This window comes from Endozoicomonas sp. PH6C (assembly GCF_059322965.1).
In genome coordinates this window covers 4,768,607-4,794,309 of record NZ_CP185342.1, presented here as the reverse complement: position 1 = coordinate 4,794,309, position 25,703 = coordinate 4,768,607, and the positions used below count along the sequence as shown (strand labels likewise).

Sequence of the window (25,703 nt, the reverse complement as noted above, 5' to 3'; positions counted from 1 at the left end):
AGAACTAACGATCTTTCTCCAGAATACGCAGCCCACCGCCTGAAAGGTTATGGAAGAAGGTGTCTCCGGGAACAATATCCACCCGACAGCGGGCTTCTTTCGGCAGGCTCTTCAGTAGCAGGTCTCTGTTTTCTGCCTTTTCCAGAACGTCGGCAGAGAACTCTCCCAGGATGACAATAGGGTGTTCCGGACTCTGCCCCGGATAATATTCGCTCTGCTTGATGTTGATAATAGTGGCCAGTTGCTCAATAACCTCATGGAAAAGGTCTTTCAGTTGACTTCGGGCCTTGTCGTAGTTGCTGCGGCTCACTGCATGCTGGCCGCTGAGATAATCCTGACGGTTGCCGTCGTTGTAGATCTGGCTGACCTGGTAACCCAGAGTATTGATACCTGTGCGGCCCCAGCGCTTCATCATGGCATAGGGATCACCTTTGTATTTACCATATTCCTGCACATAGTCGCTGGCGAACAGGGCCTGATGGATTGGCTGTGACGCCATATAGGGAAGATAACTTTTGTTTTTGCAGGGTACAGGGCTGAACCAGGCGTTCTGGCTGGCCTGGCCAATATTCCAGTAACCCCCCGCCATACTCAGCCATTTCGGCAATCTGGCAGACCAGGGGGTGATCTGGCCGTTTTTGACCTGGTAAGGCACCGCTATTGTGGTGGCCTGAATCAGGTCGAAATGTCTGCTGGCTTTATGGTTTCTGTGCAACCAGCTTTTGGCACTGGCGGCCATCAGGGTATGGTCGCCCACCAACTTTACGTTTTCCACCATCACCCCGTGTTCCCTGAACAGAGCCTTTGCCATACAGGTGAAGTAAGCCTCCCGATTTTGACTAACCGGACAGTTTTGAGTCAACAGAGATCGATATTTTGAGAGCTGGCCTGGTTCAGGTGCTGGCTTTTGGCGATAGAAATCGTAGCCAGCGATACCAATAACGAGATCCGTGCTGCTGTTGGGCGCCAGCTTCGAGTGTTCCAACATGTCTTTTAATGCGCTTTCCAACAGTTTTAGTGGCGATTCGTTGAATGCGATATTGCCGGGATCTTCGGCCAGATGAGCATCTTTGCCTGAAGATGCATAACCTGCAAAGGCAGGCGTTTCGATGCCGGTGTGAGCAACCGCCATCCGGGCGTCGAAATTGCTTACGTAGACCGTGGTGCGGTATCTGGCCGCCAGAACGGCTTCGTTGAAGCCGAAAAAGCTGAACAGTGTCAGTACGATTTGAAAGACGATCCTTGCGTGTTTGAACATGGCTACTTCCCCGTGTGAACCAATGTAAAGCTGATCGTACGAGATTCAGACAAAGGCTTGCATAACATCTCTGTCAGCAGTGCTGACGAAACCGGAAGACCTTATAAAACAGCAACCATTCGCCTCAATTGACGCGGTTACGCCTCTGTTTCGGGGGCGATAAAAAAAATCAATCAAAGAGGGGGTTGTCTGGAAGCTTCAGGTGAATAATACTGTATGCATGAACAGTATTTCTGTAAAAGACAAGCCCTGGCCCAGAATGATTGCGCTGGTGGATATGAATGCCTTTTTTGCCTCCATTGAGCAGCTGGATCGGCCTCAATGGCAGCAAAAGCCGGTGTGTGTCACCAATGGCCGATCAGGGACTTGCATCATTACCGCCTCCTATGAGGCCCGTGCCCGGGGCATCAAAACCGGGATGAGGTTGCGTGAGGCCAGAGGGTTGGCACCTGACCTGATCCAGGCACCTTCCCGGCCTTATCGTTATGCCCAGATTTCTTCCAGCATTATGGCAGCTCTGGAAAACATCACGCCAGAAATAGAAGTCTTCTCGGTGGACGAGGCTTTTCTCGATCTGACCGGCTGTCAGTCGCTTTATGATTGCCCGGTGGCCGAGATAGGTCTAAGGATCAAGGCGTGCGTTTTTGAGGCTTCCGGCCTGCTGTGTTCAGTGGGGATCAGTGGTGACAAGAGCACCGCCAAGTGGGCAGCCAAGCAGCAGAAGCCGGACGGACTGACCATTGTCCACCCCTATCAGGCTCGCGAAACCTTGTCGAATGTGCTGGTTACTGACCTGTGTGGGGTAGGGTCAGGCATTGGACGTTACCTGGCTCAATACGGGGTGCATCGCTGTGGTGATATGCAGAAAGTGCCCATCAGCGTGCTGGGCAATCGTTTTGGTAATCTGGGTAAGCGTATCTGGCTGATGGCCCAGGGCATGGACCCGGAGCCACTGCATAAAGAAGTGGGCGTGCCCCAGAGCATCGGGCATGGCAAGGTGATTCCGCCAAATACCCGGGATAAAACCATCCTGAGAACCTATCTGTTGCATATGTGTGAAAAAGTGGCTGCCCGTCTCAGACGCTATGACTTTGAAGCCCGGTTGTTTGCCATTGGCATGAATACGCCCGGAGGCTGGGTCAGCAAAAAGCTGAGAACGACAACCCCGACATCCGATGGCGACCAGATCATGGCACTGGCGGACTTTTTTCTGGATGTCTATTGGGATCAGGGTGAGAGAAGCCAGGGCGTGCACCAGGTACACGTTGGAGCCCTGGACCCTCAACCCAAATACGGGCAGGGAGAGCTGTTTACGGAAGAAGATGCTAAAAAAGAAAAACTGCTGGCGACCATTGATGAGGTCAACCATCGTTATGGAGAGTTCGCTCTGTGCAAGGCCCTCTTGCTGAATCGCTCGGAAATGCCCAATGTTATCTCACCGGCCTGGCGGCCAGCGGGACCCAGGAATACTTTGGAGAGTTGAGTGGATGTTTTGACAAGCTCAATCTCAAGAATCGTCTGAGATGCCCTGTTTTTCCTTGAGATCTTCTACCCATCGGAAGACTTCTGCCACCGGTTCAATCAAATCGCTGGGGATGTAACTGGCAATGTCCGTATCAAACAAGGCGTGAGCCAAGGGGACATTCTCCATAACGGGGATGCCTTCCTTATCGGCAATTTTCACAATAAAGCGTGCACGTCCACCCCGGCCTTTAACCGTTACCACCGGCAGTGGCGTCACATCCTGTTTGTAGTGCAGGCCGATCGCCAGGTGAGTCGGGTTTTTGATCACCACGTCTGACTTCTTGGTGTTTTCTGCTTCGTTGAGAATTTCCTGGTGGATTTCTTTTCGTTTACCTTTGATTTCAGGGCTACCTTCCATCTCTTTGTGTTCGCGCTTGACTTCATCCTTGGACATTTTATTTTCTTTGGTGAACTGCTGCTTCTCGAAAAGATAGTCCAGCACAGAGATCACTATGAAAGCCGCAATGGCATAGATCATCAGCTTTTTCATCAGGACCCCGACAACAGGAAGAATACAGTCACTACCACAGTAGGGGAGGTTGAACATATCAGCGAGGCTGTTTCTGATAACGAAATAAACAACGATGGAAAGAAACACAATCTTGATAACAGACTTGAAGAATTCCACCAGGTTTTTGATGGCAAAGATGCGCTTGAATCCGGCAATTGGGCTGATCTTTTTGAGGTCGGGTTTTACCGATTCACCGGCCAGCAGAAAGCCAAACTGCATGATGTTGCCTATGATGGCAGACAGCATGGATACCATGACCAGAGGTAGCAGAAGCTCAATGGATTTTTCAAGAATGCCCTGTGTGACAATTTTGAAAGCGTCCTGAAAGTTTTCGTTATAAACCGTTGCCGGGAGGATCACCATTTCCTGAATGGTCGTGAGGTAGGTATCGCTCATAAACCAGAGGGTGCAGAACACAGCGATAATGCCAAAGGTGCTGGAGACTTCCTTGCTCTTGGCTACCTGACCTTTTTTGCGGGCGTCACGCAGCTTTTTCGGAGTGGGTTTCTCTGTCTTTTCAGCACTCATTTCCAGAGCTCTCCCAGGGTTTTAAAGACCATGGGAATGCCTTCGTCATGTTTTTTGGCCAGTTTCAGAATCGTGCTGACGTAAATCACCAGGATGGCTGCCGCGACACCGGATTTGATCGGCATGGCGAGAATAAATACGTTAAGCTGGGGGGCTGAGCGGCTGATCAGGGCGATACCAAATTCTGTGATAAACATCGCGATAACGACAGGAGCAGAAAGCCACATGGCCAGGCCAATAATCAGGTTGAACTGGTTCAGGAAAAAAGTGGAGGCTTCAGGGTTCAACCTGGGATAGAAACTGAATACAGGCCATACCTCATAGCTGATGAAAAGACTTTGCAACAACAGCAGGAATAAGCCGCTGGTCATGAAAATGGCGGTAAAGGCCTGGGAGAACAAAACACCCATGGGTGAAGTTTCGGCACCGGACAGAGGGTTCAGGGCGCTGGCCATGGAAGCACCCCGCTGGTTATCAATGAAGAAACCTGCTGATTCCAGTGCCCAGAACGGGATGGTGATACAAAATCCGATAATGGCTCCGATAAACGCTTCTTTCAGGACAATTCCGGCAGTGGCATAAATGGTGATGGTGTCATCGGGTTTGTGTTCTGCCAGCATAGGATGGAGAAACAGGATCATGCAGGCGCATATGCCATTTCTCATCATGGCACCCCCCAGCATGCGCTTGTGCAGGAAAGGAATCAGAGTGAACAGGGCAACAATTCTGGGCGTGCCCATGGTAAATACATAAAACCACTCTTTTAGCTCATCTATTGGGATGACCATGGCGGATTATCCGGTTAGAGGTCCGGGATTTTGTTCATGATGGCCAGAGAGTAATGATAAATCTCAATGCCCAGCCATCGGGCAGTAGCAAAGATACTGATGATGACGGCAATCAGCTTGAAGGCGAAGGGCAGGGTTTGTTCCTGGATCTGAGTCAGGGCCTGAATCAAACTGATCAGCAGACCTACGCCAGCCGCGGCAATGATAGGCGGCATGGATAAAATCAGAGTCAGCATCAGCGCCTGGGCTGTGAGCTGGATGATGTCCGAATCTACCATGTTCTTTTCCTAGCCATAACTTAATACCAGCCCCTGAATTAAACGGGTCCAGCCGTCCAGCAAGACAAACAGGAGTAATTTGAAAGGCAAGCTGATGGTCATGGGCGAAACCATCATCATACCCATGGCCAGCAGGATGTTTGAGACGATCAGATCAATGACGATAAAGGGCAAATAGAGCAAAAAGCCAATCTGGAATGCCTTGGTCAATTCCGTGATACAAAAAGAGGGCAGCAGCACAATCAAGTCATCGCCCGAGAGTTCCTGCTGGTATTTTTTTGGCCACAGAAGGCGTGCCGATTTCAGAAAGAAGTTACGCTCATTTTCGTTGGTGTTGTCTTTGAGAAATTGCTTGTAAGGGGCGCTGGCGAGCCTGACAGACTCGATCCAGGAAAGATCCTCAAAATTAATTTTTTCAGGTTCCAGCAACTCATAAGACTCATAGCCTATAGGTGCCATGATATAGAGTGTCAGGATAATGGCCAGGGCGTTCATGGCAATGTTAGGTGGAATCTGCTGGAGACCGGTGGCGTTTCTGAGAATGGAAAAAACCACCACCAGCTTCAAAAAAGAAGTGCCCATGACTGCCATGAATGGAATCAGCGCCATCAGTGCCAGTGGCACCATTAAATAAAATGGGCTGGTTAAATTCAGAATGCCGCTTTCCATGGCGGGAACCTGCTTTAATTGATGTACTGCTTAGGATTCAGTCTTACCCGTCAGCTCTGTGATCCGGGCTCCGAGTCGGCCTTCAATTTCTACCAGCTGACATCTACCAATGAGTTGGCCATTGGCTCTGATCCTGACCGGTGCTTCTATGGGGTTACTGAGCTGGAAAACATAGCCTGGCGTCAGGCTTTGCAGTTCTGCGAATGTCAGTTGTTGCTCACCCACTTCGAACATGAGTGTCACTGGCAGGTCGTGAAGATCAACAGGGCCTGCAGGTGCTTGAGGAGCTTCACCTTCCGGCATAGGCTCTTCATAATCCGTGTAGCCCTGGTCATAATGTTCTTCCATAGCCTGAAGCCTCTGTGAAATAGTGACCCGGGTATCCTCGAGAGTGCCCAAAAAAGCAACATTCTGTTTGATTCCTACAATCACCTCTGAGTCACTGACGTGTTTTTCCAGAAAAACAATGTCACCTTCTTCCAGGTCATTGAGTTCACTGCGATTCAGTAAGGTGCTGCCTTTTTGCAGGGTTACCCATAAAGGTATATCGGGCAGCGAGGTAGATTGATGAGGCGGAATTGACTTCAAGAGGTTCTCTATTACCTCGGAATACTCAATCTGTATAGTTGAGCGGATGTTTTCGGCTTCAAGATCCACTGCAATGAGAGGAGCGTCTGTCGCCTCTGCAGGTTTGAGATGACTGAGCGTGACAGACTGACCTAACATCTGACCCAGAAAATTAAACAGGGGGGTCAGGCTACTGGCAATAGCAGCGTCACGAAGGCTTTCGGGCAGTTTTTTAATGATTTGATGGTCGAGTTTTTTGGGTAGAAGAAAATCCAGAACCTGTCGGCCCAGATAGAGTTTGCCGGGGTAACCCGCCAGTTCCAGATCAGCCTGCCAACTGGATGTCTGGTGACCAAGACCGGCAAGGGAGACAGTGAATTCGATAGCGTTCAGTTGAATCTGGTAGCGGGCTTTGCGATGACACAGGAGTTGCCCCAACTGAAGCTCGGTGGCTGATATTGTTTCAAACTTCAGTGGTATCGCTTCCATTCGTGTTTATCCGCTCTTTTGGGAGTCCCTGTCGGAATTAACCGCAGTAGGACAGTCTTAAGTCCGACTAGGAATCATTGTCTTCCTGATCTTCTTCACCCACGTACTCCTGTTGGGAACGACCGTCATTCTGTTCGTTGCCATCGCCAGACAGGTTGATATTGACCTGAACTTTTTCGCCCAGCTTTTCCAGGTTTTTCATCAAGCTGGCTTCGTTGGCTACCAGGAAGTTGTGGGAATCTGCTGAGGAGGTATTCATGGTGACCTGCAGTTCACCAGAAACCCTCTGAATACGGATTTCTGTGCCTGGGAGAATGTTGTCTTTCAGTGTGATTCGAACTTCGGCACCCTGGATAGCGTCTTTTGAAGACACCATGATTTTATCAACCAGCTTGTTGATGACTTCATTGATCTCTTTGGGGCCACTGACCGCCTGGATGCTTTTCAGCTGAGCTTCTGAGGCCTGCTGAGTTTCCCTGACCTGACCGATCACATGGTCACTGCTCTCAAGCATAGACTTCATGGCACCTTCTTCCTGACCTTTCTGACCTTCACGACCACTACCCTGATCTTTAAACTTGCCTTCCAGGGCTTCCTTGGCACTTTTTCTGCGTTCTGCCATCAGGCTTTCAAGGCTTTGACCGTCTTTGGATTCCCCTTTGGCGCTTTTCGGGTCTTCCTTCTTTTTCATCTTTTTGGAAAAGTCAGAAGCCTGATCCTCAGACACCTTCTGGCTCTGATTCTGGGTAGGCTGGTTGTTGTTATTCTGCTGAACATTCTGATTAGCGTTGGTGGGCTGCATAATTGGCCTCCTTGCGATCTGTAGACCCTAGGATTTCGGGCGAACAGTAAATTCTTCCATTTCCAGGTCTTCGAGGCGAGCGGCTTCTTTTGCGGCTTCCTCGTCCTGAACTTTGGTAAACTCTTCAAACTTTTCCACAGCCTGCATGGCTTTCATATGATCTTCACGGGCCTGTTCAAGCTGCTCTTTGGCCTTCTCGACATCCTGTCTGGCTTCGTTGATGGCCTGTTCCAGCAGTACATCCTTTTCACGCATCCTGGCTACATTGGCTTTCAGCTGATCAAGTTCGTTCTGCTTTACCTCGGTATTGATAATGTTATCGTAGAGCCTTTGTTCTTCTTTACAGCGCCAGTCAATGTACTCTTCCAGTTCCTGCTCTTTGTTTTTGACTTCCAGCTGAGCCTGTTCCAAACGGTATTCACACTTACGCACCTGGTCCTGAGCAGACTTTTCACGAATCTGCTTAACCTTGAGAAGTTCGTGCAGCATTCAGATCAGACTCCAACGACGTGACGCAGCTGCTGGATGGTCGTGTCATAGTCATTGAATTCGTCGGTGCGCTGTTTCAGAAAGGTTCGTATGGCGTCTATTTTCCGCAAGGCTTCATCAGCCACCGGATCTGAACCCGGTTTGTACTCACCGACCTTAACCAGCAGTTCAATCTCATCAAACTTGGCCAGAAGTTCCCTGAGTTTGCCCGCAGCGGCTTTGTGCTCTTCCGGAGTGATGGCATTCATGACACGGCTGGCGCTGGATAGAACATCAATAGCAGGGTAATGGTTAGCGGCAGCCAACTTTCTGGAAAGGATAATATGACCGTCCAGAATGGATCGGGTTTCATCCGCTACCGGTTCAGTCATGTCATCACCTTCTACCAGCACGGTATAGAGCGCCGTGATTGAGCCTGTATCAGACATACCGGCACGTTCCATTAACTTGGGCAGCGTGGCAAAGACCGAAGGTGGAAAGCCCCGACGGGTAGGTGGCTCACCGGCTGCCAGTCCTATTTCACGCTGGGCACGGGCAAAACGGGTGACGGAATCCATCAGCAGCAGGACTTTTTTGCCTTTGTCTCTGAAGTACTCTGCAACAGCCGTGGCGGTGTAGGCAGCCTTGGCTCTTTCCATGGAAGATTTATCGGAAGTGGCAACGATGATAACGGACTTTTTGACGCCTTCCGGGCCGAGATCATGCTCGATAAATTCCCTGAGTTCCCGTCCCCTTTCACCGATCAGCGCAAGTACGGTGACATCAACCTCAGCGCCTTTCACCAGCATCGAGAGCAGCGTACTCTTACCGCCACCAGCGGCTGCGAAGATACCCATACGCTGTCCTTCTCCGCAGGTCAGGACGCCATCCAGAACTCTCAAGCCCAGAGGTAAGGGTTTATCAATGATCTGGCGGGTCATCGGGTCAGGGCTGTCGGCATAAACCGGATACCAGGTTTCAGGCTCCACGCCTTCGAAGGCTGACGGATTCAGAGGGTTTCCCATACCATCAAGCACGTGTCCCAGAAGATGAGAGCCAACGCCTACATGGTGAACCTTACCTGTAGGAATCACTTCTGTCGTGGAGGAGATACCCATGATTTCACCCATGGGCGAGAGTACCGTTTCGTGACCCTGAAAGCCTACCACCTCGGCATAGCTGGTTTTGTCATCGTTTGGAGTCACCAGCTCACACAATTCGCCAATCTTGACACCGGGAACCGCCGCCTTGATGATCATGCCCTGTACTTCGGTAACACGGCCACGAATATCTAATAGCCGACTGCTTTCAACCGCATTTTGAAGCGCTGAAGTGAGGTAGTTAAGTGCTTCGGCCACGATCCCTGTCTCCTCTGCCAGTCGTTGCTTTTGTCGCCCTATAGGGTTTGATCAGCTAGAAAGCAAAAGAGGGCTGAATAAGCCCTCTTTTTTGATGTGTTGATCAAGAGTCAGACCATCATGCCCATGTCTCCGGGTCCGCCAGGAGCGGTGGGAGGGGGCTTTGGGCCACTATCTTTGGGTGGGGCAGTCCCATCGCTTTCCGTATTATTCACTTCGGAGATCACCCACTCGAGCGTGTTGACGAACTTCTCCAGAGTGGATTCAAAGTTACCGTAGTCCGATGAAGCCTGCATAGAGCGAATCAGCAGAATTTCAGACTTGTCATGATTCAGGGCGTGGAAGGCACCCTGCATACTGTGATGCTGAAGGTTGAGTGACAGAAGCTTTTCATACAGGCTGGTTTTGGCGTCGTCGTGAGCGTCCATGGGTTTTACTGAAGAAACGAATACCAGAGCTTCGTCTTCTTCCAGGTATTCCATGTTTACGATCAGGGTGTCATCAAAACAGAGACCACAGGCATCGTGTTCATTCAAGCTGAGCTCACCCAGACCGATGCTCTCTGCAAAATGCTGTATATTCTCTTCTACATTTTGCTTGTAACTCATTCGAACAGACCCTCCAATGGTTCTTAGTCAGAAACTGAAATAACGATAAGTAACTTTCAGTATATATCGCTCTTTTGTCTTGCGTTGGAGAATTCCTGATTACCTGCTCTGGGGAACTCCAAGACCCGATTAGAGTTTTTATCGGTCAAAGTGACGAACGTCTGTATACTTGTTTCAACTTTTTTTAAATATTCAGCTCATGGCAGTTTTATTCCCTGAGTAGTGAGATTCTTTTTTGGCAGATCAAAACAGTACCGATAGCCTCTGGATGCGCGAGGCCCTGAAGGAAGCAGAAAAAGCCCGGGAAAAAGACGAAGTTCCGGTCGGGGCCGTTGTGGTCAGGGGAGGCGAAATCATAGGTCGAGGGTATAACCAGCCCATCAGTGGCTGCAATCCGGTGGCCCATGCTGAGGTGCTCGCCCTGCAGGAAGCGGCTGCCACCCTCAACAACTACCGGTTGGTGGATTGTGAACTCTACGTGACTCTTGAGCCTTGCACCATGTGTGCCGGAGCAATTATCCACAGTCGGGTAAAGCGGGTGATTTTTGGTGCACTGGAGCCCAAGGCAGGGGCTCTGGTCAGTCAGAGCCGGACTTTAGAGCTGCCCTATATGAATTACCGGGTGGAAATGACTTCCGGAGTCCTTGAAGAGGAGTGCAGCGAAATCATTTCCTCTTTTTTCAGAGCCCGACGTGAGGCCAAAAAAGCAGAGAAGAGGCGCTTGAAGTTATGCTGAGATGAAACTTTTTATTAAGAGGGACTGTCCTAGAATTAGCCTTTCATTGAAGGAGCAACCCAAATCCTGACTTTTGGGTGAACTTATCTTTGTGAATAGGAGTATATTTTGATGAAAAAACTTATTCTGGCGATCCCACTGGTTGTAGCACCTATCATGGCTGCTGCAGAAATACGAGAAATTGAACGGAAGCTATTGAGTGATTGGGACTCAAGAACCATGACGAGTTATTTTGACACAGTGTCTGAACAGTACTGTCTGCTGGTTGTTGACCCTAAACATTCGATTTTGGATTGCAAACCTATCCATAAGTTTTCAGAGCGGGCTCAAAGAAACATTCTTGGCAACATGTACGTACCAAAATCCTGCGCTGGCGAAAGTGGAGTTTCTAAAGGCTATTGTCCCAAAAACTGAATTTCAGTGTGTTAACCCGGACGGAAGAAATACTCAGTTTACATTTATCTCTGAAAGTACACTCAAGCTGCATTTTTAGCAAAATCGTCGTAAATCCTCGCCCAATCGGGCGGGGATATAAGACGGGAACGCAGAGCGTTCCGCCTGCAAGCTGGTACGCAGTCAATTGAAATAACCTGTAATAAGTATATTATTTCGGGCATTGTAATAATGAGCACTCACTTGTAAAGAGTTATGTTGAAAGCCACTAAAGTACGCATCTACCCAACACCAGAGCAGGCGGATTTTTTAAACCGTCAGTTTGGTGCTGTGCGTAAGGTTTGGAATAAAGCTCTGGCCATCAAGAACCATTACTACAAGGTGCGAGAGCAGAACCTTGCCCCGAAAAAAGACTTGAAACCCTTGTTGGTAATTGCCAAGAAAAGCCGAAAATACTTATGGTTGAAAGAAGCTGATTCGATTGCCTTGCAGCAGTCCATTATCAATCTGGACAAGGCATTTCAGAACTTCTTTAATCCGAAGCTGCAAGCTCGTTTTCCCCGTTTCAAGTCAAAGCATGGTAAGCAAAGCAGCTACCATTGCACTTCTGTTTCGGCAGGTGACGACTGGATCAAAGTACCCAAGTGCGAGCCAATTAAAGCAAGGATACACCGGGAAATTACCGGACAAATCAAGTCGATTACCCTAAGCAAAACACCGACAGGTAAGTTCTACGCTTCTGTACTGGCTGAAGATGGTGCGTCTGAAGCGAAGCCAGTAGCCGATCTGCAAAGTTCTTGCATAGTCGGTGTGGATGTTGGGTTAACTGACATTGCCATTACCAGTACCGACCATAAGACTGGCAATCCCCGCTTTCTGAAGAAAGCACAACGCAACCTGAAGCGAAAACAGAAAAAACTATCACGATGCAAGAAAGGCTCTAAAGGTAGAGCCAAAGCCAGACTCCTTGTAGCAAAGGCGCATGAACGTGTCGCCTTTGCCCGTAACGACTTCCAGCACAAACTGTCCAGACAACTCATTGACGATAACCAAGCGGTGGTTGTGGAGACGCTGAAGGTCAAGAACATGCTCAAGAACCATTGCCTTGCCCGATCCATTGCTGATGCAGGTTGGCACTCCCTTGTGACTAAGCTCGACTACAAAGCAAAACAGGCCGGTAAACATCTGGTGAAAATTGACCAGTGGTTTGCCTCATCAAAAACCTGTTCCTGCTGTGGTCGCAAGCGAGAGGAAATGCCGCTCAAAACTCGCTCATGGACGTGTGAATGCGTTGCTGTCCATGATCGGGATATTAACGCCGCTATCAACATAAAACATCAAGGCATTTTGAAGTTAAAGGCGGAAGGTCTGTCCGTCTCTGCTGATGGAGGCAAGCGTAAATCCGGCACATTGCCGGTTGCTGCCTGAGAAGTCAGAAGCCTCGCCCGACAGGGCGGGGAGCAGTCACAGATAGATGGGAACCATTGAAGGGAAAACCTGCCAAGATCCATAGATCAATCACTGGTTTCCATACCTAGGTTTCGATTATCATAGCGCCCCTGATTATCTCCCTGAGTCCAGTCGAGGACAGTTTTTAACATGCTCATTTTGCGTGGTGCTCCGGCTCTCTCGCCGTTTCGTAGCCAAAAGCTGCTTGAAACCCTGCAACACAGGATCCCCGAAATTACCGGTGTTTTTGCTGAATACCAGCACTTTGCCCGGGTCGACGAGGCACTGTCCGACCAGGAATTGAAAGTTCTGAAACAGCTGCTGACCTACGGTCCCCGGATGCAGGAAGGTGAGTGCTCAGGCACTTTGTTTCTTGTCGTACCCCGTCCAGGCACTATTTCCCCATGGTCCAGCAAAGCCACCAATATTGCTGAAAATTGTGGTCTCAGCAAGGTTCACCGTATTGAGCGCGGTTTGGCTTATTATGTGTCTGCCCAAGAAGGCCTCAGTCAACACCAGAAAGAAGTGGTATCCAGCCTGATTCATGACCGCATGACCGAGGCTGTGTTGGCTGATGCCAGAGAAACAGAGCTTCTCTTTGCAGAAACCGAGCCAGCGCCCCTGACCCGTGTGGATATTCTTGAAGGCGGACGTGAGGCTCTGGTTGCCGCCAACCAGTCCCTTGGACTGGCTCTGGCAGAAGATGAAATCGATTATCTGGTCACCAGCTATGAGGGGTTGGACAGGAACCCCACTGATGTTGAGCTGATGATGTTTGCCCAGGCTAACTCCGAGCACTGCCGCCATAAGATTTTTAACGCGACCTGGACCATTGACGGTGAGCGGCAAGATCATTCTTTGTTCCAGATGATCCGTAACACCCACACTATGAGCAGTGAAGGTGTGCTCTCGGCCTATAAAGACAATGCCTCTGTTATTGAAGGCTCCAGAGCCGGGCGTTTTTTCCCGTCTCCTGAAAAGAAAGATTACCAGTATCATCAGGAAGACATTCATATCCTGATGAAAGTGGAAACACACAACCATCCAACGGCCATCTCGCCATGGCCCGGTGCTGCTACCGGTGCCGGTGGTGAGATCCGTGATGAAGGGGCTACTGGTCGAGGCTCCAAGCCAAAGGCGGGGCTGACCGGTTTCTCGGTATCCAATCTGAATATTCCCGGCTACAAACAGCCCTGGGAAAAAGACTACGGCAAGCCGGATCGGATCGTGACTGCCCTGGATATTATGCTGGAAGGTCCCCTGGGTGGTGCAGGCTTTAACAACGAGTTTGGTCGTCCAAACCTTTGCGGTTACTTCCGTACCTTTGAAGCCACAGCCAAAGGCTCTGCTGGCGAAGAAGTGAGGGGGTACCACAAGCCCATCATGCTGGCAGGTGGTCTGGGTAATATCCGCGCCGCTCATGTTGAGAAAGCTGATATTCCCGTTGGCGCCAAGCTGATTGTTCTGGGTGGTCCGGCCATGCAGATCGGTCTGGGGGGTGGTGCAGCCTCTTCCATGACTTCCGGTGAAGGTCAGGAAGATCTGGATTTTGCCAGCGTTCAGCGTGATAACCCCGAGATGGAGCGTCGTTGCCAGGAAGTGATTGACCAATGCTGGCAGCTGGGTGATGAAAACCCCATCGTCTTTATCCACGACGTGGGTGCGGGTGGCCTGTCCAATGCGCTGCCAGAACTGGTCAGCGATGGTGGCCGTGGTGGTCGCTTCCAGCTCAGGGATATTCTGAATGATGAGCCAGGCATGTCCCCCCTGGCGCTCTGGTGTAATGAATCCCAGGAACGTTATGTGATGGCGGTAGCTCCAGAAAATATGGAGCTGTTTGAAGCCATCTGTCAACGAGAGCGTTGTCTCTATGCCGTTGTGGGTGAGGCCACTGAAGAGCCAAACCTGTTGGTGGAAGACAGCCACTTTGATAACAAGCCAGTGGATATGCCTCTGGACGTTCTGTTGGGCAAACCTCCCCGCATGCATCGTGATGTGCAGGCAGAAACTATTCAACAGGATGCACTGGACCTTTCCGGTGTGACTCTGGAAGAAGCGTCTGAGCGAGTTCTCAAGCTGCCAACCGTCGCCAGCAAAAACTTCCTGATTACTATTGGCGACCGCTCTATTACCGGTCTGGTAGCCCGTGAGCAGATGGTTGGCCCATGGCAGGTTCCTGTTGCTGACTGTGCGGTCACCGCTACTGCTTTTGATACCTTCACGGGTGAAGCTATGTCCATGGGGGAGAGAACCCCTCTGGCTCTGGTCAATGCGCCTGCCTCAGGTCGTATGGCGATCGGTGAAGCGATTACCAACATCGCCAGCACCCGTATTGGCAAGCTGGGTGATATCAAGCTGTCGGCAAACTGGATGGCCGCTGCCGGTCATCCGGGTGAAGACGCCAGACTCTATGAAACCTGTAAAACGGTTGGTATGGAACTCTGCCCGGAACTGGGTATTGCTATTCCTGTAGGCAAGGACTCTATGTCCATGCGCACCAGCTGGAAAGACGGCGATGTAGAAAAGAGTGTTACCTCGCCTCTGTCGCTGGTGATTTCGGCTTTTGCTCCCGTAACAGACATCCGCAAGACCGTTACGCCAGAGCTGCGTACCGATAAAGGTGAGACTGATCTGTTGCTGGTGGATCTGGGTCGTGACCAAAACCGTCTGGGTGGTTCTGCTCTGGCACAGGTTTATGGTCAGATTGGTGATGTGGCGCCTGATGTTTCTTCTGCGCAAGACCTCAAAGGGTTCTTTACTGCCATCCAGCAATGTCTGGAAGAAGACCTGCTGTTGGCATACCACGACCGTTCAGACGGTGGTCTCTTTACCACACTGGTTGAGATGGCCTTTGCCGGTCATACCGGTATTGAGGTGAATCTGAATAAGCTGGCGGGCGATGAAGCGGCCATTATCCCCGCCCTGTTTAACGAAGAGTTGGGCGCCGTTCTGCAGGTTCGTCGTGCAGACAAAGGTAAAGTTAAGGATATTCTGGCTGGGCTGGGTCTGGCTTCCTGCGTGCATACCATTGCCTCTCTGAGACCGGATCAGCGCATCAACTTTGTCTTCAATGGCGAGCTGATCAGTAGCGAAAGCCGGGTTAAATACCAGCGCTGGTGGGCTGAAACCAGCTATCGCATGCAGGCTCTGAGAGATAATCCTGAATGTGCCCGTCAGGAATTTGATAACCTGCTGGATGACGGCGACACAGGCTTACATGCCTCTTTGCCGTTCGACATCAATAGGGATGTTGCTGCTCCATTTATTGCCACTGGCGCCAGCAAACCTCAGGTAGCCATTCTGAGGGAGCAGGGTGTTAACGGTCATGTGGAAATGGCAGCGGCTTTTGATAAGGCTGGCTTTCAGGCAGTGGATGTTCACATGAGTGACATTCTTTCCGGTCGCCGTAACCTGACAGAATTCAAAGGATTGGTAGCCTGTGGCGGTTTCTCCTACGGTGATGTTCTGGGTGCGGGAGAAGGCTGGGCGAAATCAGTGCTGTTTAACAGCATGGCCCGTGACCAGTTTGCGGCTTTCTTTGATCGTCCGGACAGTTTTGCCCTGGGTGTCTGCAATGGTTGTCAGATGCTATCCAATCTCCATGAATTGATTCCGGGTGCAGAGCACTGGCCACACTTTGTCCGTAATCAGTCTGAGCAGTTTGAAGCCAGAACCGTGATGGTCGAAGTCCAGCAGAACAAGTCCATTCTCTTCAGAGGTATGGAAGGTTCCAGAATGCCTATTGCGGTGGCTCACGGTGAAGGCTACACCGAGTTCAAAAAGGCTGACCAAATCCGGAAACTGTCTGCCAGTGGTCAGTTGGCCCTCAGATACGTGGATAATCAGGGACGGGCTACTGAGCGTTACCCCTACAACCCTAACGGTTCTGCTCAGGGGATCACGGGTCTGACCTCGGCTGATGGCAGGGTGACGATTATGATGCCTCACCCGGAGAGGGTATTCAGGGCGGTTCAGAACAGCTGGTATCCTGACACCTGGGGTGAAGATTCACCCTGGATGAGAATGTTCAGGAATGCCCGGGTCTGGGTTGATTGAATGTTGGGCGAGTAGTAAAGCAATTGATTAAGCTGGGTACTCGATGAGTATCCGGCTTAATCACTAAAAATCAGTTTTTGGGACAACTATCCGAAGAGGCATCACACGCGCCAGCGCCAGATTTTGGTACATAGGCGTCGCCGAGAATGTTTCTTTGTGCCTGCTCTGAGAGTTCATGGACACTTTTGCAGTCCATAAGCGAATTTTTGCCACTATAAAAATTATCTAAAACCACCAGACAATATTGTTGAGAAACTGTGTCAAAGTAGCTTACTGCGCTCCTCATATACCACGTCTCCGCTTGCGTATGCTCGTCTATTTTTCGCATTTCTGCACCAACCATGGTAGACGCTGAAGCCAAAAGGACTGCCAGAATGAATTTTTTCATAGAATTTACTCCTTCTTTTAAATAGTCAAAGATCAGTTCACCAGAAAGTCAGGATTTGACTTGAATTTTTAATGAACGCTTAATTGTTAGACATTCGTTCTAATAAAGAGTTCCAGTGAGAGGCTTGAACAATGACGACTTATGCTTTTTGACTCAGATAGCAGAAAGAGTTTGAAACTCGGTTAACACAAAGTGATCGGTCATCCCGCTGACGTAATCAATCAATAATCTTGCCCGGTAATACCATTCCAGCTCATCCTGTTCTTGAGCGGAGTAATTGCTGCCAGGCAATGATTTCACTGCCCGGTGATACGCCATTTTATGTTTGCCAGAGAGGCGGTGGTAAAGACGTTGCTCGATAAAATGTCGGCTGGAATCTTTTTCAGTAAGACTGGCGAATTCTTCACGGCTCAGTTCCAGCAAAGGCTGGAAAATATCCATCAGTCCCATCAGGGCAGAGTAGCCCCTGAGTTCCGGAGTTTCCTTCTCCATGCTGGTAAAGACATAGCGGATAGCAACGGTTTTCAGGGTCTGCAGTGCCAGATGCTGGTCAGACTGGCCGTCAATCAGAGGCTCATCGAGCGTCCCGTCAAAGATCGCCTGATGCTTTTGCAGATAACGATTTGCAGCATAATCCACCAGATCTCTTACCAACCGGGTGCGCAGCCGGATAATAAATTCCTGCTTGTTGTTGCCGGCTCTCTTGACCGCAGACTCCATGATATTGGGCAAATACTCGTTATATTCAGTAAATTCCTCCCAGACTTCATAGAGACTGAAGCGAAGATCGCGGAAAGAGAGAATCCCCTTATCGACCGCATCTTCCAGATCGGCAATGCAGTAGGAAATATCGTCGGCGGCTTCCATGATATAAACCAGAGGGAAGCGACAACCTTCATTGATAGCCAGATGCTGCCAGATGTCACGGACCAGAATGGCTTCGGAAAAGAAGTAACCCGGCTTTTTCTTGCGATAGGCATCGGGTGAGCCTTTGTCGGGTCTGGGCTCATAGGGCGTACGGGTGTATTTCATAAGCGCGCCCATCTGGGAATAGGTCAGGTTTAGATCCTGAAGGTGATGAATAATTCTTAACGCCTGGGCATTGCCTTCGTAAATAGACAAGTCTGGCAGCAGGGTTGACTCCAGTAAGGCTGACCGGGCTTTCTGACCTTTGCACGCTTTTTCATAACATAGCCCGGCTTTATCCTGCATCCAGCGGCTGATAGCCGCCTCGCCAAAATGACCGAATGGAGGGTTGCCAATGTCGTGCATCAGGCAGGCCATTTCTACCAGATTTATAAAAGCCGTGTCCTGATTGTCTAATCCCAGCGATGTTAATTGGCCGCTTTCTGACAGGCGCTGCAGAATCGTCTGTGCCAGAAAACGACCGGTTTGTTGCACTTCCAGAGAGTGCGTCAGGCGGCTGCGAACAGCGGCATTGGTTTCCAAAGGGTAAACCTGAGTCTTTTGTTGCAGCCGACGTATGGCCGCTGACTGAATGATTCGCCCCCGGTTGCTTTCTGTTTCAGTTAACAGGTCCCGATCCGGTTCGACAGAACTGAGTCTTGGGCGAGCGCAGGTGAGTTTAGTCAGATAGTTCATGCTGATCATAGTCGGCAGGATCTGTTTGAAGGTGAGGTTTGACCTGGCTCTCTATAGGCTAAAAGCCAGCAGGTTAAGGACATAGGGTTTTAGCCAAAGGAATGAAAGGGAATATTATAGATGCTTTTCAAGCAACAGCCGTTCAAGATTGGACTAGCAGCCTGTCGGACTTAAGTCTGCCCTACTGCGGTTGCGATAAATTGGTCTAAAAATTCCTGCTTCTTCGTCAAATAGCCCCGCTATTCTCCTCAGAAGCAGAAACTTTTATCCTCAATTTCTCGCAATCCTCGCTACGGGCGCTTAAGTCCGACAGGCTGCTAGAATTCTGCCGGACATCGCCCTTCAAATATCAACTGAACATATTCCCGCTCCAGATAGCCTGGCTTGCCGGTAAAATAATGCAGCAGCAGATCGTCAGCAAGCCTGCGATCTATCTCCGGGCACTTCACTTCATAGTTGAGCATAGACAGCATTTTGCAGTTAAAGTTGAATATCCAGTTCTGTACCGTACTTGATGGATGAACGGAATCAACATAAAAATGATCACTGCGGTTTTTGCAGGGGCTCGCCTTGTGACTCTCGCAGATATCTACCTGGGCATTATCAGAACAGCCTCTGAAGGTGACATCGAGACAGGGGGTTTCAGTGTCAACATCTTGCTGGCGGGCATGTTCTAACAAAATGTCAAACATTCTGTTGTAATCGAAAAACAGGAGTAACAGGTCAGGATACTGTCTTTTCAGCCGAAAAAACGCTTTCGTAGCCAATCGGTTATGATTGACGATCACCTCACGTACTTCCTGACGATCTTCTGAATTGCGCAAACAGGGGGTTTTAGTGACATCGGGAACCGTTCCCCAGAAAATGGTTCTGGCTCCATGGGCATAGAGGTTTTCAATAGCCGCTGACAGCTTGGTAACCACCAGACGATAATTCCAGTAACGGTTGAGATAATCATTAGCGCCACCGGCTAACATAAAAATCTGATCCTCAGAAAAGGGTGCATGATGTTGCACAAGGTGATTTATCTGTTCCTCGACCGAACTCAGAATAGGCTTTCCACCTCTGATGCTATTGGTGAGAAAACTGATATTGGCCAACTGACTTTCACCAAACAGAAACGACCAGAAAAAATCCGTTAACACCTCTGAAAAACCGACCACCGTACTGCCACCATGTGACTGATCGACAAACTCGGTTTTATTGGAGGTATTCAGATAAAGGGCTCTGGCAATAAGCTCTGGTGCCATCAGATCATCACAAAAACGCCCTCCATGATAATTGGCACCAGGTATGGCACCACAGAAACTGCCAAAAATAAAGCCCGGTAACATACGACCGCTCCAGGGATAAAGTGACATTTGACGTTCATTCAGTGTACCGCTACCTGTAAGGAATCGACTGTAGTTATAGAAATTACCCGAATCAACGCTACTGTCACCCACCACAAAGACATTGCTGACAGGCTGTGCCTCCTGCGAGCAAAAACGTTCGGTGAATTTGGGATAAAAAAGTTTTTCATATGCCAAACCGGGTAACGACAACAGCAGTAATACCAGACCCAGCCAACTACGAATCATATTGAAACCCTAATAGAGCAGTTACTAAAAAGCTGAGGATTATAGTGGATTACTCTCCCCGTGCGGTTGTATTAATCTTTATTTTGGCCCTGTTGCCATGCAAAAGCCGATAAAGCTACTTTAAAATCCCGGTTACCAGCTTTTTGGTAAGATTTTCGATACTCGCTGTGGGATGTAGGAGGTTGTTAACTTACTGAGTATTGGTGGGTGTGCCTGAAGTGGTAGAGAATGCCCCTGTGATCCTTTGAATCATCAACGATAAGGGGTTGTAATCCTGTGAAGTCTTAGGGTCAGTCTCGTTGGTTGAAACAGAAGAAGCAGAATCAAACTTTATTCTTTTATCATTTCCATCGATAGAAATTTCTTCAAAAGTCTCATCGAGCTGAGCGATTTGTGGCGAATCAAGTTCTATATTCCGGTCGGGAGCAATCCTGACTGCCGCATCAAAGTGTTCAAGGAGAGCCTCTGAATTGGGGGTGTGGATAAGATAAGCTGAAGACTGATGGGAGTCTGTCAGAGTTTGGGAGACGAAGAGATTAGCTTGATCGAAATTTTGCTTTAACAACAAGTGTAAAAGCATTGCTCTTTGACTTTCAGAGAGATCGGGAAATGTGTAATTGCTGTTTTGCAAAAGCATAACCAAAAGGTTAGGAGCAAAAACTACCCAGCGCTTCAGGTCATAAATCTCGTGATGAGACCCATGGTGACCTTGTGTAATCACCGGGAACCAGACGCCATGTGTCGGCACGAGCAGTGCAATAAGCTGTGAATCGCCAAATTGTTGCAATCTGGCTAAATCCGATTGAGCGAAAGAGGCCGTATCAGTAATGACATTGTTATCGAGAACGGCTGGAATAACGTCAGTATCAATCCCCAATAATAGCTCAAGCTCTTGCATTAGTTTTTCCTTCTCAGGATGAGCCTGAATCGTGGAAAAAATCTGTCGAAGGTTATAATCGATAGTTTGCCTTATTATTTGCTGGTTCCAGTCGCCTGCTTGTCCTGATCGCCCACTCCGGTTGAATATTTCTGCAATGGACGAGTACATACAGTTACCATCGCCATTAATTTTTATCAGTTCAAAACTGGTTTGAATCATTAACAATAAAGGGTCGTTATTTTCTAAAGTCTCACTGTCAGTCTCATTGGCTGAAACCGAAGAGACAGAACCGGACCTCATTTGTCTATTATTTTCATCGTTGGAAAGAGCTTCAAAAGCCTCATCAATCTCCATATTCTGAGGCGTGACAATGTTTACTGCTGCATCAAAGTGTTCCAAGGTAGTCACTGAACCGGGGTAGTGGATAAGATACGCTGAAGCCTGATGGGAGGCTGCCAGAGTTTGAGAGATGACGCGCTTGGCTCGATCGAATTTTTGGTTTAACAATAACTGTAAAAGTGTTGTCCTTTGACTTTCAGAGAGATCTGGAAAGGTATAATTTTCGTTTTGTAACAGCATAGTCAAAAGGTTGGGAGCAGAATCGACCCAGTATGTCAGGTCATAAAACTCTTGATAAGGTCCATCGTGACCTTGTGTAATTATCGGGAACCAGACACCCTGTGTAGGTACTAGCAAGGCAATCAACTGAGCACTGGCAAATGGTTGCAATGTGCTTGACCCAGACTGTGCGAAAGAGGCTGAGTCAGTAATGACATTATCATCGAGAACCGCTGGAATAATGTCGGCATCGATCCCCAATAACAGCTCAAGCTCCTCTATCAGTATATCCTTGTAGGGGTGATTTTGAATCATGGAAAAAATCTGATGAAGGTTAAAGTCTATAATCTGTCTTATTGTTTTCTGGTTCCATTGTCCTGACGGTTCATATTTGTTGAAAATCGCTGCAATTGACGAATACATACAGTTACCATCGCCATTAATTCTTATCAGTTCAAAGCCCTCGGGGACGGGGTTATGATGAGAATAGTAGGGTTCATAAACCTGTGTTTTGGGGTATCCCTTTTCCATCTTTCTATATAATTGCCCTGCTTGTTCTCTGATGCGTTTGTCTTCAATCATACAGACTTTATGAAAAGGCCTTATCAGCGGTTCTTTTGTTTTTTTAGTGATTCGGTTTGTATGACGTCCTTTCCCTCGTATGGGATTTTCAGTTTCATAAACTTCACCGCAATGGCAGCAGGTTTGTCTGAAACCACCTTGTCCATTTGGAACATTAATCAGAATCCTGGGAGTATTTTTTCTGAATAAAGAGATTAATTCATTAGTTTTTTCTTTACTGAAAATATCCGATTTTTGTTCTGTTTTTTTTAGAAAAGCTTGCAATGAAGCTTTTATATCTTTATTTGTTGTTCGACTTACGGTTTTTTTCAAAACACTTAAGGTGAACTTATTTAAAAAAACGTTGTTTTCGAAATTAAAACTATCCGGGTAATGTCTTGCGGAAGGGAGCAAGTGACTGAAAAAAAGTGGGATAGGGTTTTTTTTACCATCAATAATTTTACGCATGCCCTTGATAATAATCTGAAGATTTTCTAACTCGTTCTGATGAAAAACGAAATCGAAAACCTCTTTATAAAAAGGAGTAAAGAGGGTTTTTGTAAAAAGGAAATCAACAATTTGTAACACATTAAAAGCTAAAGCAATACCTTGTTTGTTGGAAGTGTAAACGTCCTCCAGGCCAAATTGTTCTGGTTTTTTTGTAATTTTTTTGACTATACCAGAACTTCTGTCAAATTCGTTACAGGTAATTGACCTTACACAGACTTCAATAAGATAGTTTATAACAATACGATACATAACCTCTACTTTATCTGGACCAATGATTTTTGAGACGTATCTTAGACTCGGAACCAGGTGCCCAACAAAAAATCCCAAATCTTTGATGACTTTCTCATCAATATTGCCACTGATAACACACTCAAAAAAAATGTAGTTTTCCTTGGCAATTGAATAATCTTCATGACTTATAAGGAGAGACATCTGAACTCTTTGCAGCAATAATTCCAAATGGGCCTGAGAGGGCAACCAATCATCATTCTGTGGCGTTAATAATGCTTTGGTAATAATGTTATTACCCAGATTTGAAACGGAGGCTTTTTTGAGATTGTTTGGTATTTTAAATTTATTTCTTGATAAGTCATACATTGACAACAAAACAAATTTTTTTTCAACGTCTGACATATCATCTTTAATAGTGGGTATCCAGATATTGGCAAAACTTCCATACTGAGTTCCTCCTCTATAACGTTCTGTTGTCTTTTGTGTTTCTAAAGGAAAAATAAGCTTGTATTGATAAAACATAGTATTAGCTTTTGCCAATTTCTTTTTTACAGCTAAGTGTATTTCCCATTTTATGGGTTTAACTACCTTGCTTTTTATGGGTTTACCTATATCGTTATTTATGTGTTTGCCTTTATTAGCTGTGGTTTTGAATTGGTAGTTTTGGTTATGTTTCTCATTATACGTCAGTTGACGAGGATTTTCCGGAACATAATAGGTAACAGAACTGGCTATGGCATTTTCAAACGCTGGCCTTTCATAACCAGGAACTCTAACAATCATCGTGATGATGTTATTTTTTATTTTTCCTTCCTTTTGTTCTTTTTTATTCTTTTTTATATTTCTCTTCCTTAAATCATGTAAAACCTTTGGAAAATTATACTCATCCAGTTTTTCATTCTTATAATAAACAATAGGTTTAACATTTTCTGGTATTTTAAATCCCGACTTCTTCCTGGCCTCATTTATTAGATTGTCAAAATTTCTTATCGAAGTATAAGTGGATTCTACAATCTCAGCCTCATTGTGCATTTCAACAGGAATAAAAATATCTGTCCCTAGTGATAATGCTTTCTCTGAGTTATCTAGCTCATCATCAATAACTAAATAATCAAAATCTGGGTCTTCTCCATCTTTTATTCTTTCATTCACACTTCTTTTTATCTTGTTATAATCCGTTTCTACATAAACAGAATTGTTGTTTTTTTTTGCCAGAGTATTAACTTCGAATATTTCATATGTGATAAGAAATTGGGTGCTTGTTAGAGACCTGATCTCTGAAAGAATACCTTCAAACTGAGGAGGTGTTAGATACCTGGTCTTTGAAAGAATACCTTCTGATCGTATATCGAAATCGGCTGTCAGAAAATTGATGGTATTTAAAATCTGCTCCTCTACAGAAAAGTTTTCAGATCCATAGCGAACACGTCCGGAAGAATGAAACCACCACCATTGATCAAAGCCTTCATAGATTTTGGGAGGCCCTTCACTGACTCTTTGAGAATTTTTATAAGTCTGCATCAGGCAAAGATTATGGCTATAAAGATAGGATACCTTTGGTGCATATTTAACATAAATGACTGGTCCTTCGTTGCCAATATTGTCGAAATAATACTCTATCCTGAAAAATGCATCTTTCCACCAACCATAAGGTGCTACAAAATCCAGTGTTACCATAAACATATTTTCTTCATTGATACTGAATTTAAATTTCTTTGGGTACCTCTTATTAAGAAAATTTTGAAGTCTATCAATAGCGATATAAATCTCTCTGGCTCTGGATGCGGAATTTCTTTTGGGTGATATTGGGTTAGGTTTGAATTTTTTTAAGGGAACTGTGTGAATTATTTTATCTCCATTCTGTAAGTTTCCTTTCCGAATAATATTGACATGGGTCAAGATGAAGTCTCCATTGCGTAGCAGATGCAATGACCGGCAGTTTGGACTACGTTGCATGTATATTTCATATTCAGGATGGTTGACTGAATATAGCGATTGAAGATTAAAGTCTTTATTTTTTTGGGCTTTGATAATGCGCGTTATTTTTTTTGCACAATTTCGGTCTTCAAAGAACAGAGTTATCAATTCCATGTCCTCTGTGGGCGTTTGCTCAGCTCTTTCTGATAATAATCTGTCTATATAGTCTTCAACAACACGGACTGCTCTATTAATTTTATCAAGTGTTAATCGGTCTGAATTTATTATTGTTGTTTGTTTGATAGATTCTACTTTACCATAATGGATCATTGCCTGAACAAGATTAAACGTCCTTAACAGGGTGTAAGGTATGCCAAACTTGGTCGTATTATGATTAGCCTTAACCCCCATTTTCTTAGCCAATTCCCTATTTTTGCTTTTAAAAAAATTATTTCTTTTTCTTCGATTAACGCCTGACATCACTTTATCAATGTAAAATTTAGCTTGCACATACAAATTTTTTTCTTTAAGTACTCGATCAATTTCTTCATACTCGTGAAAAGTAAGTTGTTTTAGTATACTTTTTTGATCTTCGTTTATTGCAAGAGCACTCCCTGATATAAGGTTTATTGATAAAAAGATAAGATGAATACTCTTTTTACTCAATTTGGCTAACGCAGTAAAAACCATACCTGGCGATCCTTATAATTCTCTGGAATTTGGTCTATTGAGCGACACTGGCTGAGTACTCCTCATTAAAAACTGTATCGAGTGAATAGTAGCTTGTTTTAAAATCATCTGCTTTCCTATTAATGGAACTGATGTTTAGGTGAATAGGGCCAAATGGATTACAAGACGATAACCAGCCGCTTCAATGTGGTATCTTTGTTCATTCTCTGAAGCAAACAGTGGGATTTTTCGTTCAGGTCAGGCTCACATCACATAAGTACCTAACCAGTTGGTTTCGCATATTCTGGACGGCGGCTTTTTCCAT

Annotated in this window: 19 protein-coding genes; 5 read left to right on the top strand and 14 right to left on the bottom strand. The window is 47.0% G+C overall.

Annotated features, from left to right (window positions below; all coding sequences use genetic code 11):
* Positions 1 to 4 precede the first annotated feature (4 nt).
* The gene (locus tag ACOMG9_RS17685) at positions 5 to 1,258 is read right to left on the bottom strand and encodes a hypothetical protein (RefSeq protein ID WP_448217870.1); all 1,254 of its coding nucleotides are present in this window, start codon (positions 1,256 to 1,258) and stop codon (positions 5 to 7) included.
* 202 nt (positions 1,259 to 1,460) lie between these two features.
* Between ACOMG9_RS17685 and ACOMG9_RS17680 the strand changes: the two genes are divergently transcribed.
* Positions 1,461 to 2,741, top strand: a complete 1,281-nt coding sequence (locus ACOMG9_RS17680) for a DNA polymerase Y family protein (protein ID WP_448217869.1) — start codon at positions 1,461 to 1,463, stop codon at positions 2,739 to 2,741.
* A 24-nt stretch (positions 2,742 to 2,765) separates the two neighbouring features.
* Here ACOMG9_RS17680 and sctU read toward each other — a convergent pair whose 3' ends face one another.
* The 9 genes from sctU to ACOMG9_RS17635 form a co-directional block, all read right to left on the bottom strand.
* Positions 2,766 to 3,821, bottom strand: coding sequence for a type III secretion system export apparatus subunit SctU (sctU, locus tag ACOMG9_RS17675; RefSeq protein WP_448217868.1), 1,056 nt, complete (start codon positions 3,819 to 3,821; stop codon positions 2,766 to 2,768).
* Positions 3,818 to 4,609, bottom strand: coding sequence for a type III secretion system export apparatus subunit SctT (gene sctT, locus ACOMG9_RS17670; protein WP_422134751.1), 792 nt, complete (start codon positions 4,607 to 4,609; stop codon positions 3,818 to 3,820). Before sctT ends, sctU begins: the two co-directional genes overlap by 4 nt.
* 14 nt (positions 4,610 to 4,623) lie before the next feature.
* The gene (gene sctS, locus ACOMG9_RS17665; RefSeq protein WP_317145607.1) at positions 4,624 to 4,887 is read right to left on the bottom strand and encodes a type III secretion system export apparatus subunit SctS; all 264 of its coding nucleotides are present in this window, start codon (positions 4,885 to 4,887) and stop codon (positions 4,624 to 4,626) included.
* 9 nt (positions 4,888 to 4,896) lie between these two features.
* Positions 4,897 to 5,556: a type III secretion system export apparatus subunit SctR gene (gene sctR, locus ACOMG9_RS17660; protein ID WP_422134750.1), complete on the bottom strand. Its 660-nt coding sequence runs from the start codon at positions 5,554 to 5,556 to the stop codon at positions 4,897 to 4,899.
* A gap of 30 nt (positions 5,557 to 5,586) precedes the next feature.
* The gene (gene sctQ, locus ACOMG9_RS17655; protein ID WP_448217867.1) at positions 5,587 to 6,612 is read right to left on the bottom strand and encodes a type III secretion system cytoplasmic ring protein SctQ; all 1,026 of its coding nucleotides are present in this window, start codon (positions 6,610 to 6,612) and stop codon (positions 5,587 to 5,589) included.
* A gap of 67 nt (positions 6,613 to 6,679) precedes the next feature.
* Positions 6,680 to 7,414 (bottom strand): type III secretion HpaP family protein, encoded by a 735-nt coding sequence (locus ACOMG9_RS17650; protein ID WP_448217866.1) that lies wholly within the window; start codon positions 7,412 to 7,414, stop codon positions 6,680 to 6,682.
* A gap of 27 nt (positions 7,415 to 7,441) precedes the next feature.
* Entirely contained in the window at positions 7,442 to 7,903 is a 462-nt protein-coding gene (gene sctO / locus ACOMG9_RS17645; RefSeq protein ID WP_422134747.1) for a type III secretion system stalk subunit SctO, read from the bottom strand.
* Positions 7,904 to 7,908: 5 nt separating this feature from the next.
* A complete protein-coding gene (sctN, locus tag ACOMG9_RS17640) occupies positions 7,909 to 9,240 on the bottom strand; it encodes a type III secretion system ATPase SctN (protein WP_422134746.1) in 1,332 nt (443 codons plus the stop codon).
* Positions 9,241 to 9,350: 110 nt separating this feature from the next.
* On the bottom strand, positions 9,351 to 9,848 hold the full coding sequence (locus tag ACOMG9_RS17635) for a type III secretion system chaperone (protein ID WP_317145613.1): 498 nt from the start codon (positions 9,846 to 9,848) through the stop codon (positions 9,351 to 9,353).
* A 235-nt stretch (positions 9,849 to 10,083) separates the two neighbouring features.
* On the opposite strand from ACOMG9_RS17635, the gene tadA reads away from it, so the two are divergent.
* The 4 genes from tadA (at position 10,084) to purL (ending at position 16,482) form a co-directional block, all read left to right on the top strand.
* Positions 10,084 to 10,584, top strand: coding sequence for a tRNA adenosine(34) deaminase TadA (tadA, locus tag ACOMG9_RS17630; RefSeq protein WP_448217865.1), 501 nt, complete (start codon positions 10,084 to 10,086; stop codon positions 10,582 to 10,584).
* Between the two features lie 111 nt (positions 10,585 to 10,695).
* A complete protein-coding gene (locus ACOMG9_RS17625; protein ID WP_422412116.1) occupies positions 10,696 to 10,998 on the top strand; it encodes a hypothetical protein in 303 nt (100 codons plus the stop codon).
* A 234-nt stretch (positions 10,999 to 11,232) separates the two neighbouring features.
* Positions 11,233 to 12,405 carry an RNA-guided endonuclease TnpB family protein gene (locus ACOMG9_RS17620; protein ID WP_448217864.1) on the top strand — a complete coding sequence of 391 codons (1,173 nt, stop codon included), beginning with the start codon at positions 11,233 to 11,235 and terminating at the stop codon, positions 12,403 to 12,405.
* A 171-nt stretch (positions 12,406 to 12,576) separates the two neighbouring features.
* A complete protein-coding gene (gene purL, locus ACOMG9_RS17615; RefSeq protein ID WP_494529188.1) occupies positions 12,577 to 16,482 on the top strand; it encodes a phosphoribosylformylglycinamidine synthase in 3,906 nt (1,301 codons plus the stop codon).
* Positions 16,483 to 16,552: 70 nt separating this feature from the next.
* Here purL and ACOMG9_RS17610 read toward each other — a convergent pair whose 3' ends face one another.
* The 4 genes from ACOMG9_RS17610 to ACOMG9_RS17595 all read right to left on the bottom strand — a co-directional run bounded on the left by ACOMG9_RS17610 (position 16,553) and on the right by ACOMG9_RS17595 (position 25,399).
* Entirely contained in the window at positions 16,553 to 16,870 is a 318-nt protein-coding gene (locus ACOMG9_RS17610; protein ID WP_448217862.1) for a hypothetical protein, read from the bottom strand.
* 153 nt (positions 16,871 to 17,023) lie between these two features.
* A complete protein-coding gene (gene dgt / locus ACOMG9_RS17605; protein ID WP_494529187.1) occupies positions 17,024 to 18,481 on the bottom strand; it encodes a dGTPase in 1,458 nt (485 codons plus the stop codon).
* Between the two features lie 308 nt (positions 18,482 to 18,789).
* A complete protein-coding gene (locus ACOMG9_RS17600; RefSeq protein WP_448217860.1) occupies positions 18,790 to 20,052 on the bottom strand; it encodes an SGNH/GDSL hydrolase family protein in 1,263 nt (420 codons plus the stop codon).
* 190 nt (positions 20,053 to 20,242) lie between these two features.
* On the bottom strand, positions 20,243 to 25,399 hold the full coding sequence (locus tag ACOMG9_RS17595) for a hypothetical protein (protein WP_448217859.1): 5,157 nt from the start codon (positions 25,397 to 25,399) through the stop codon (positions 20,243 to 20,245).
* Positions 25,400 to 25,703 lie beyond the last annotated feature (304 nt).

Coding starts and splice junctions, on each gene's coding strand:
- ACOMG9_RS17685 (WP_448217870.1), bottom strand. CDS start 1,258: ATGTTCAAACACGCAAGGATCGTCTTTCAAATCGTACTGACACTGTTC.
- sctR (WP_422134750.1), bottom strand. CDS start 5,556: ATGGAAAGCGGCATTCTGAATTTAACCAGCCCATTTTATTTAATGGTG.
- sctT (WP_422134751.1), bottom strand. CDS start 4,609: ATGGTCATCCCAATAGATGAGCTAAAAGAGTGGTTTTATGTATTTACC.
- ACOMG9_RS17650 (WP_448217866.1), bottom strand. CDS start 7,414: ATGCAGCCCACCAACGCTAATCAGAATGTTCAGCAGAATAACAACAAC.
- ACOMG9_RS17625 (WP_422412116.1), top strand. CDS start 10,696: ATGAAAAAACTTATTCTGGCGATCCCACTGGTTGTAGCACCTATCATG.
- sctS (WP_317145607.1), bottom strand. CDS start 4,887: ATGGTAGATTCGGACATCATCCAGCTCACAGCCCAGGCGCTGATGCTG.
- sctO (WP_422134747.1), bottom strand. CDS start 7,903: ATGCTGCACGAACTTCTCAAGGTTAAGCAGATTCGTGAAAAGTCTGCT.
- ACOMG9_RS17600 (WP_448217860.1), bottom strand. CDS start 20,052: ATGATTCGTAGTTGGCTGGGTCTGGTATTACTGCTGTTGTCGTTACCC.
- ACOMG9_RS17595 (WP_448217859.1), bottom strand. CDS start 25,399: ATGGTTTTTACTGCGTTAGCCAAATTGAGTAAAAAGAGTATTCATCTT.
- sctU (WP_448217868.1), bottom strand. CDS start 3,821: ATGAGTGCTGAAAAGACAGAGAAACCCACTCCGAAAAAGCTGCGTGAC.
- sctQ (WP_448217867.1), bottom strand. CDS start 6,612: ATGGAAGCGATACCACTGAAGTTTGAAACAATATCAGCCACCGAGCTT.
- ACOMG9_RS17610 (WP_448217862.1), bottom strand. CDS start 16,870: ATGAAAAAATTCATTCTGGCAGTCCTTTTGGCTTCAGCGTCTACCATG.
- ACOMG9_RS17620 (WP_448217864.1), top strand. CDS start 11,233: ATGTTGAAAGCCACTAAAGTACGCATCTACCCAACACCAGAGCAGGCG.
- dgt (WP_494529187.1), bottom strand. CDS start 18,481: ATGATCAGCATGAACTATCTGACTAAACTCACCTGCGCTCGCCCAAGA.
- purL (WP_494529188.1), top strand. CDS start 12,577: ATGCTCATTTTGCGTGGTGCTCCGGCTCTCTCGCCGTTTCGTAGCCAA.
- ACOMG9_RS17635 (WP_317145613.1), bottom strand. CDS start 9,848: ATGAGTTACAAGCAAAATGTAGAAGAGAATATACAGCATTTTGCAGAG.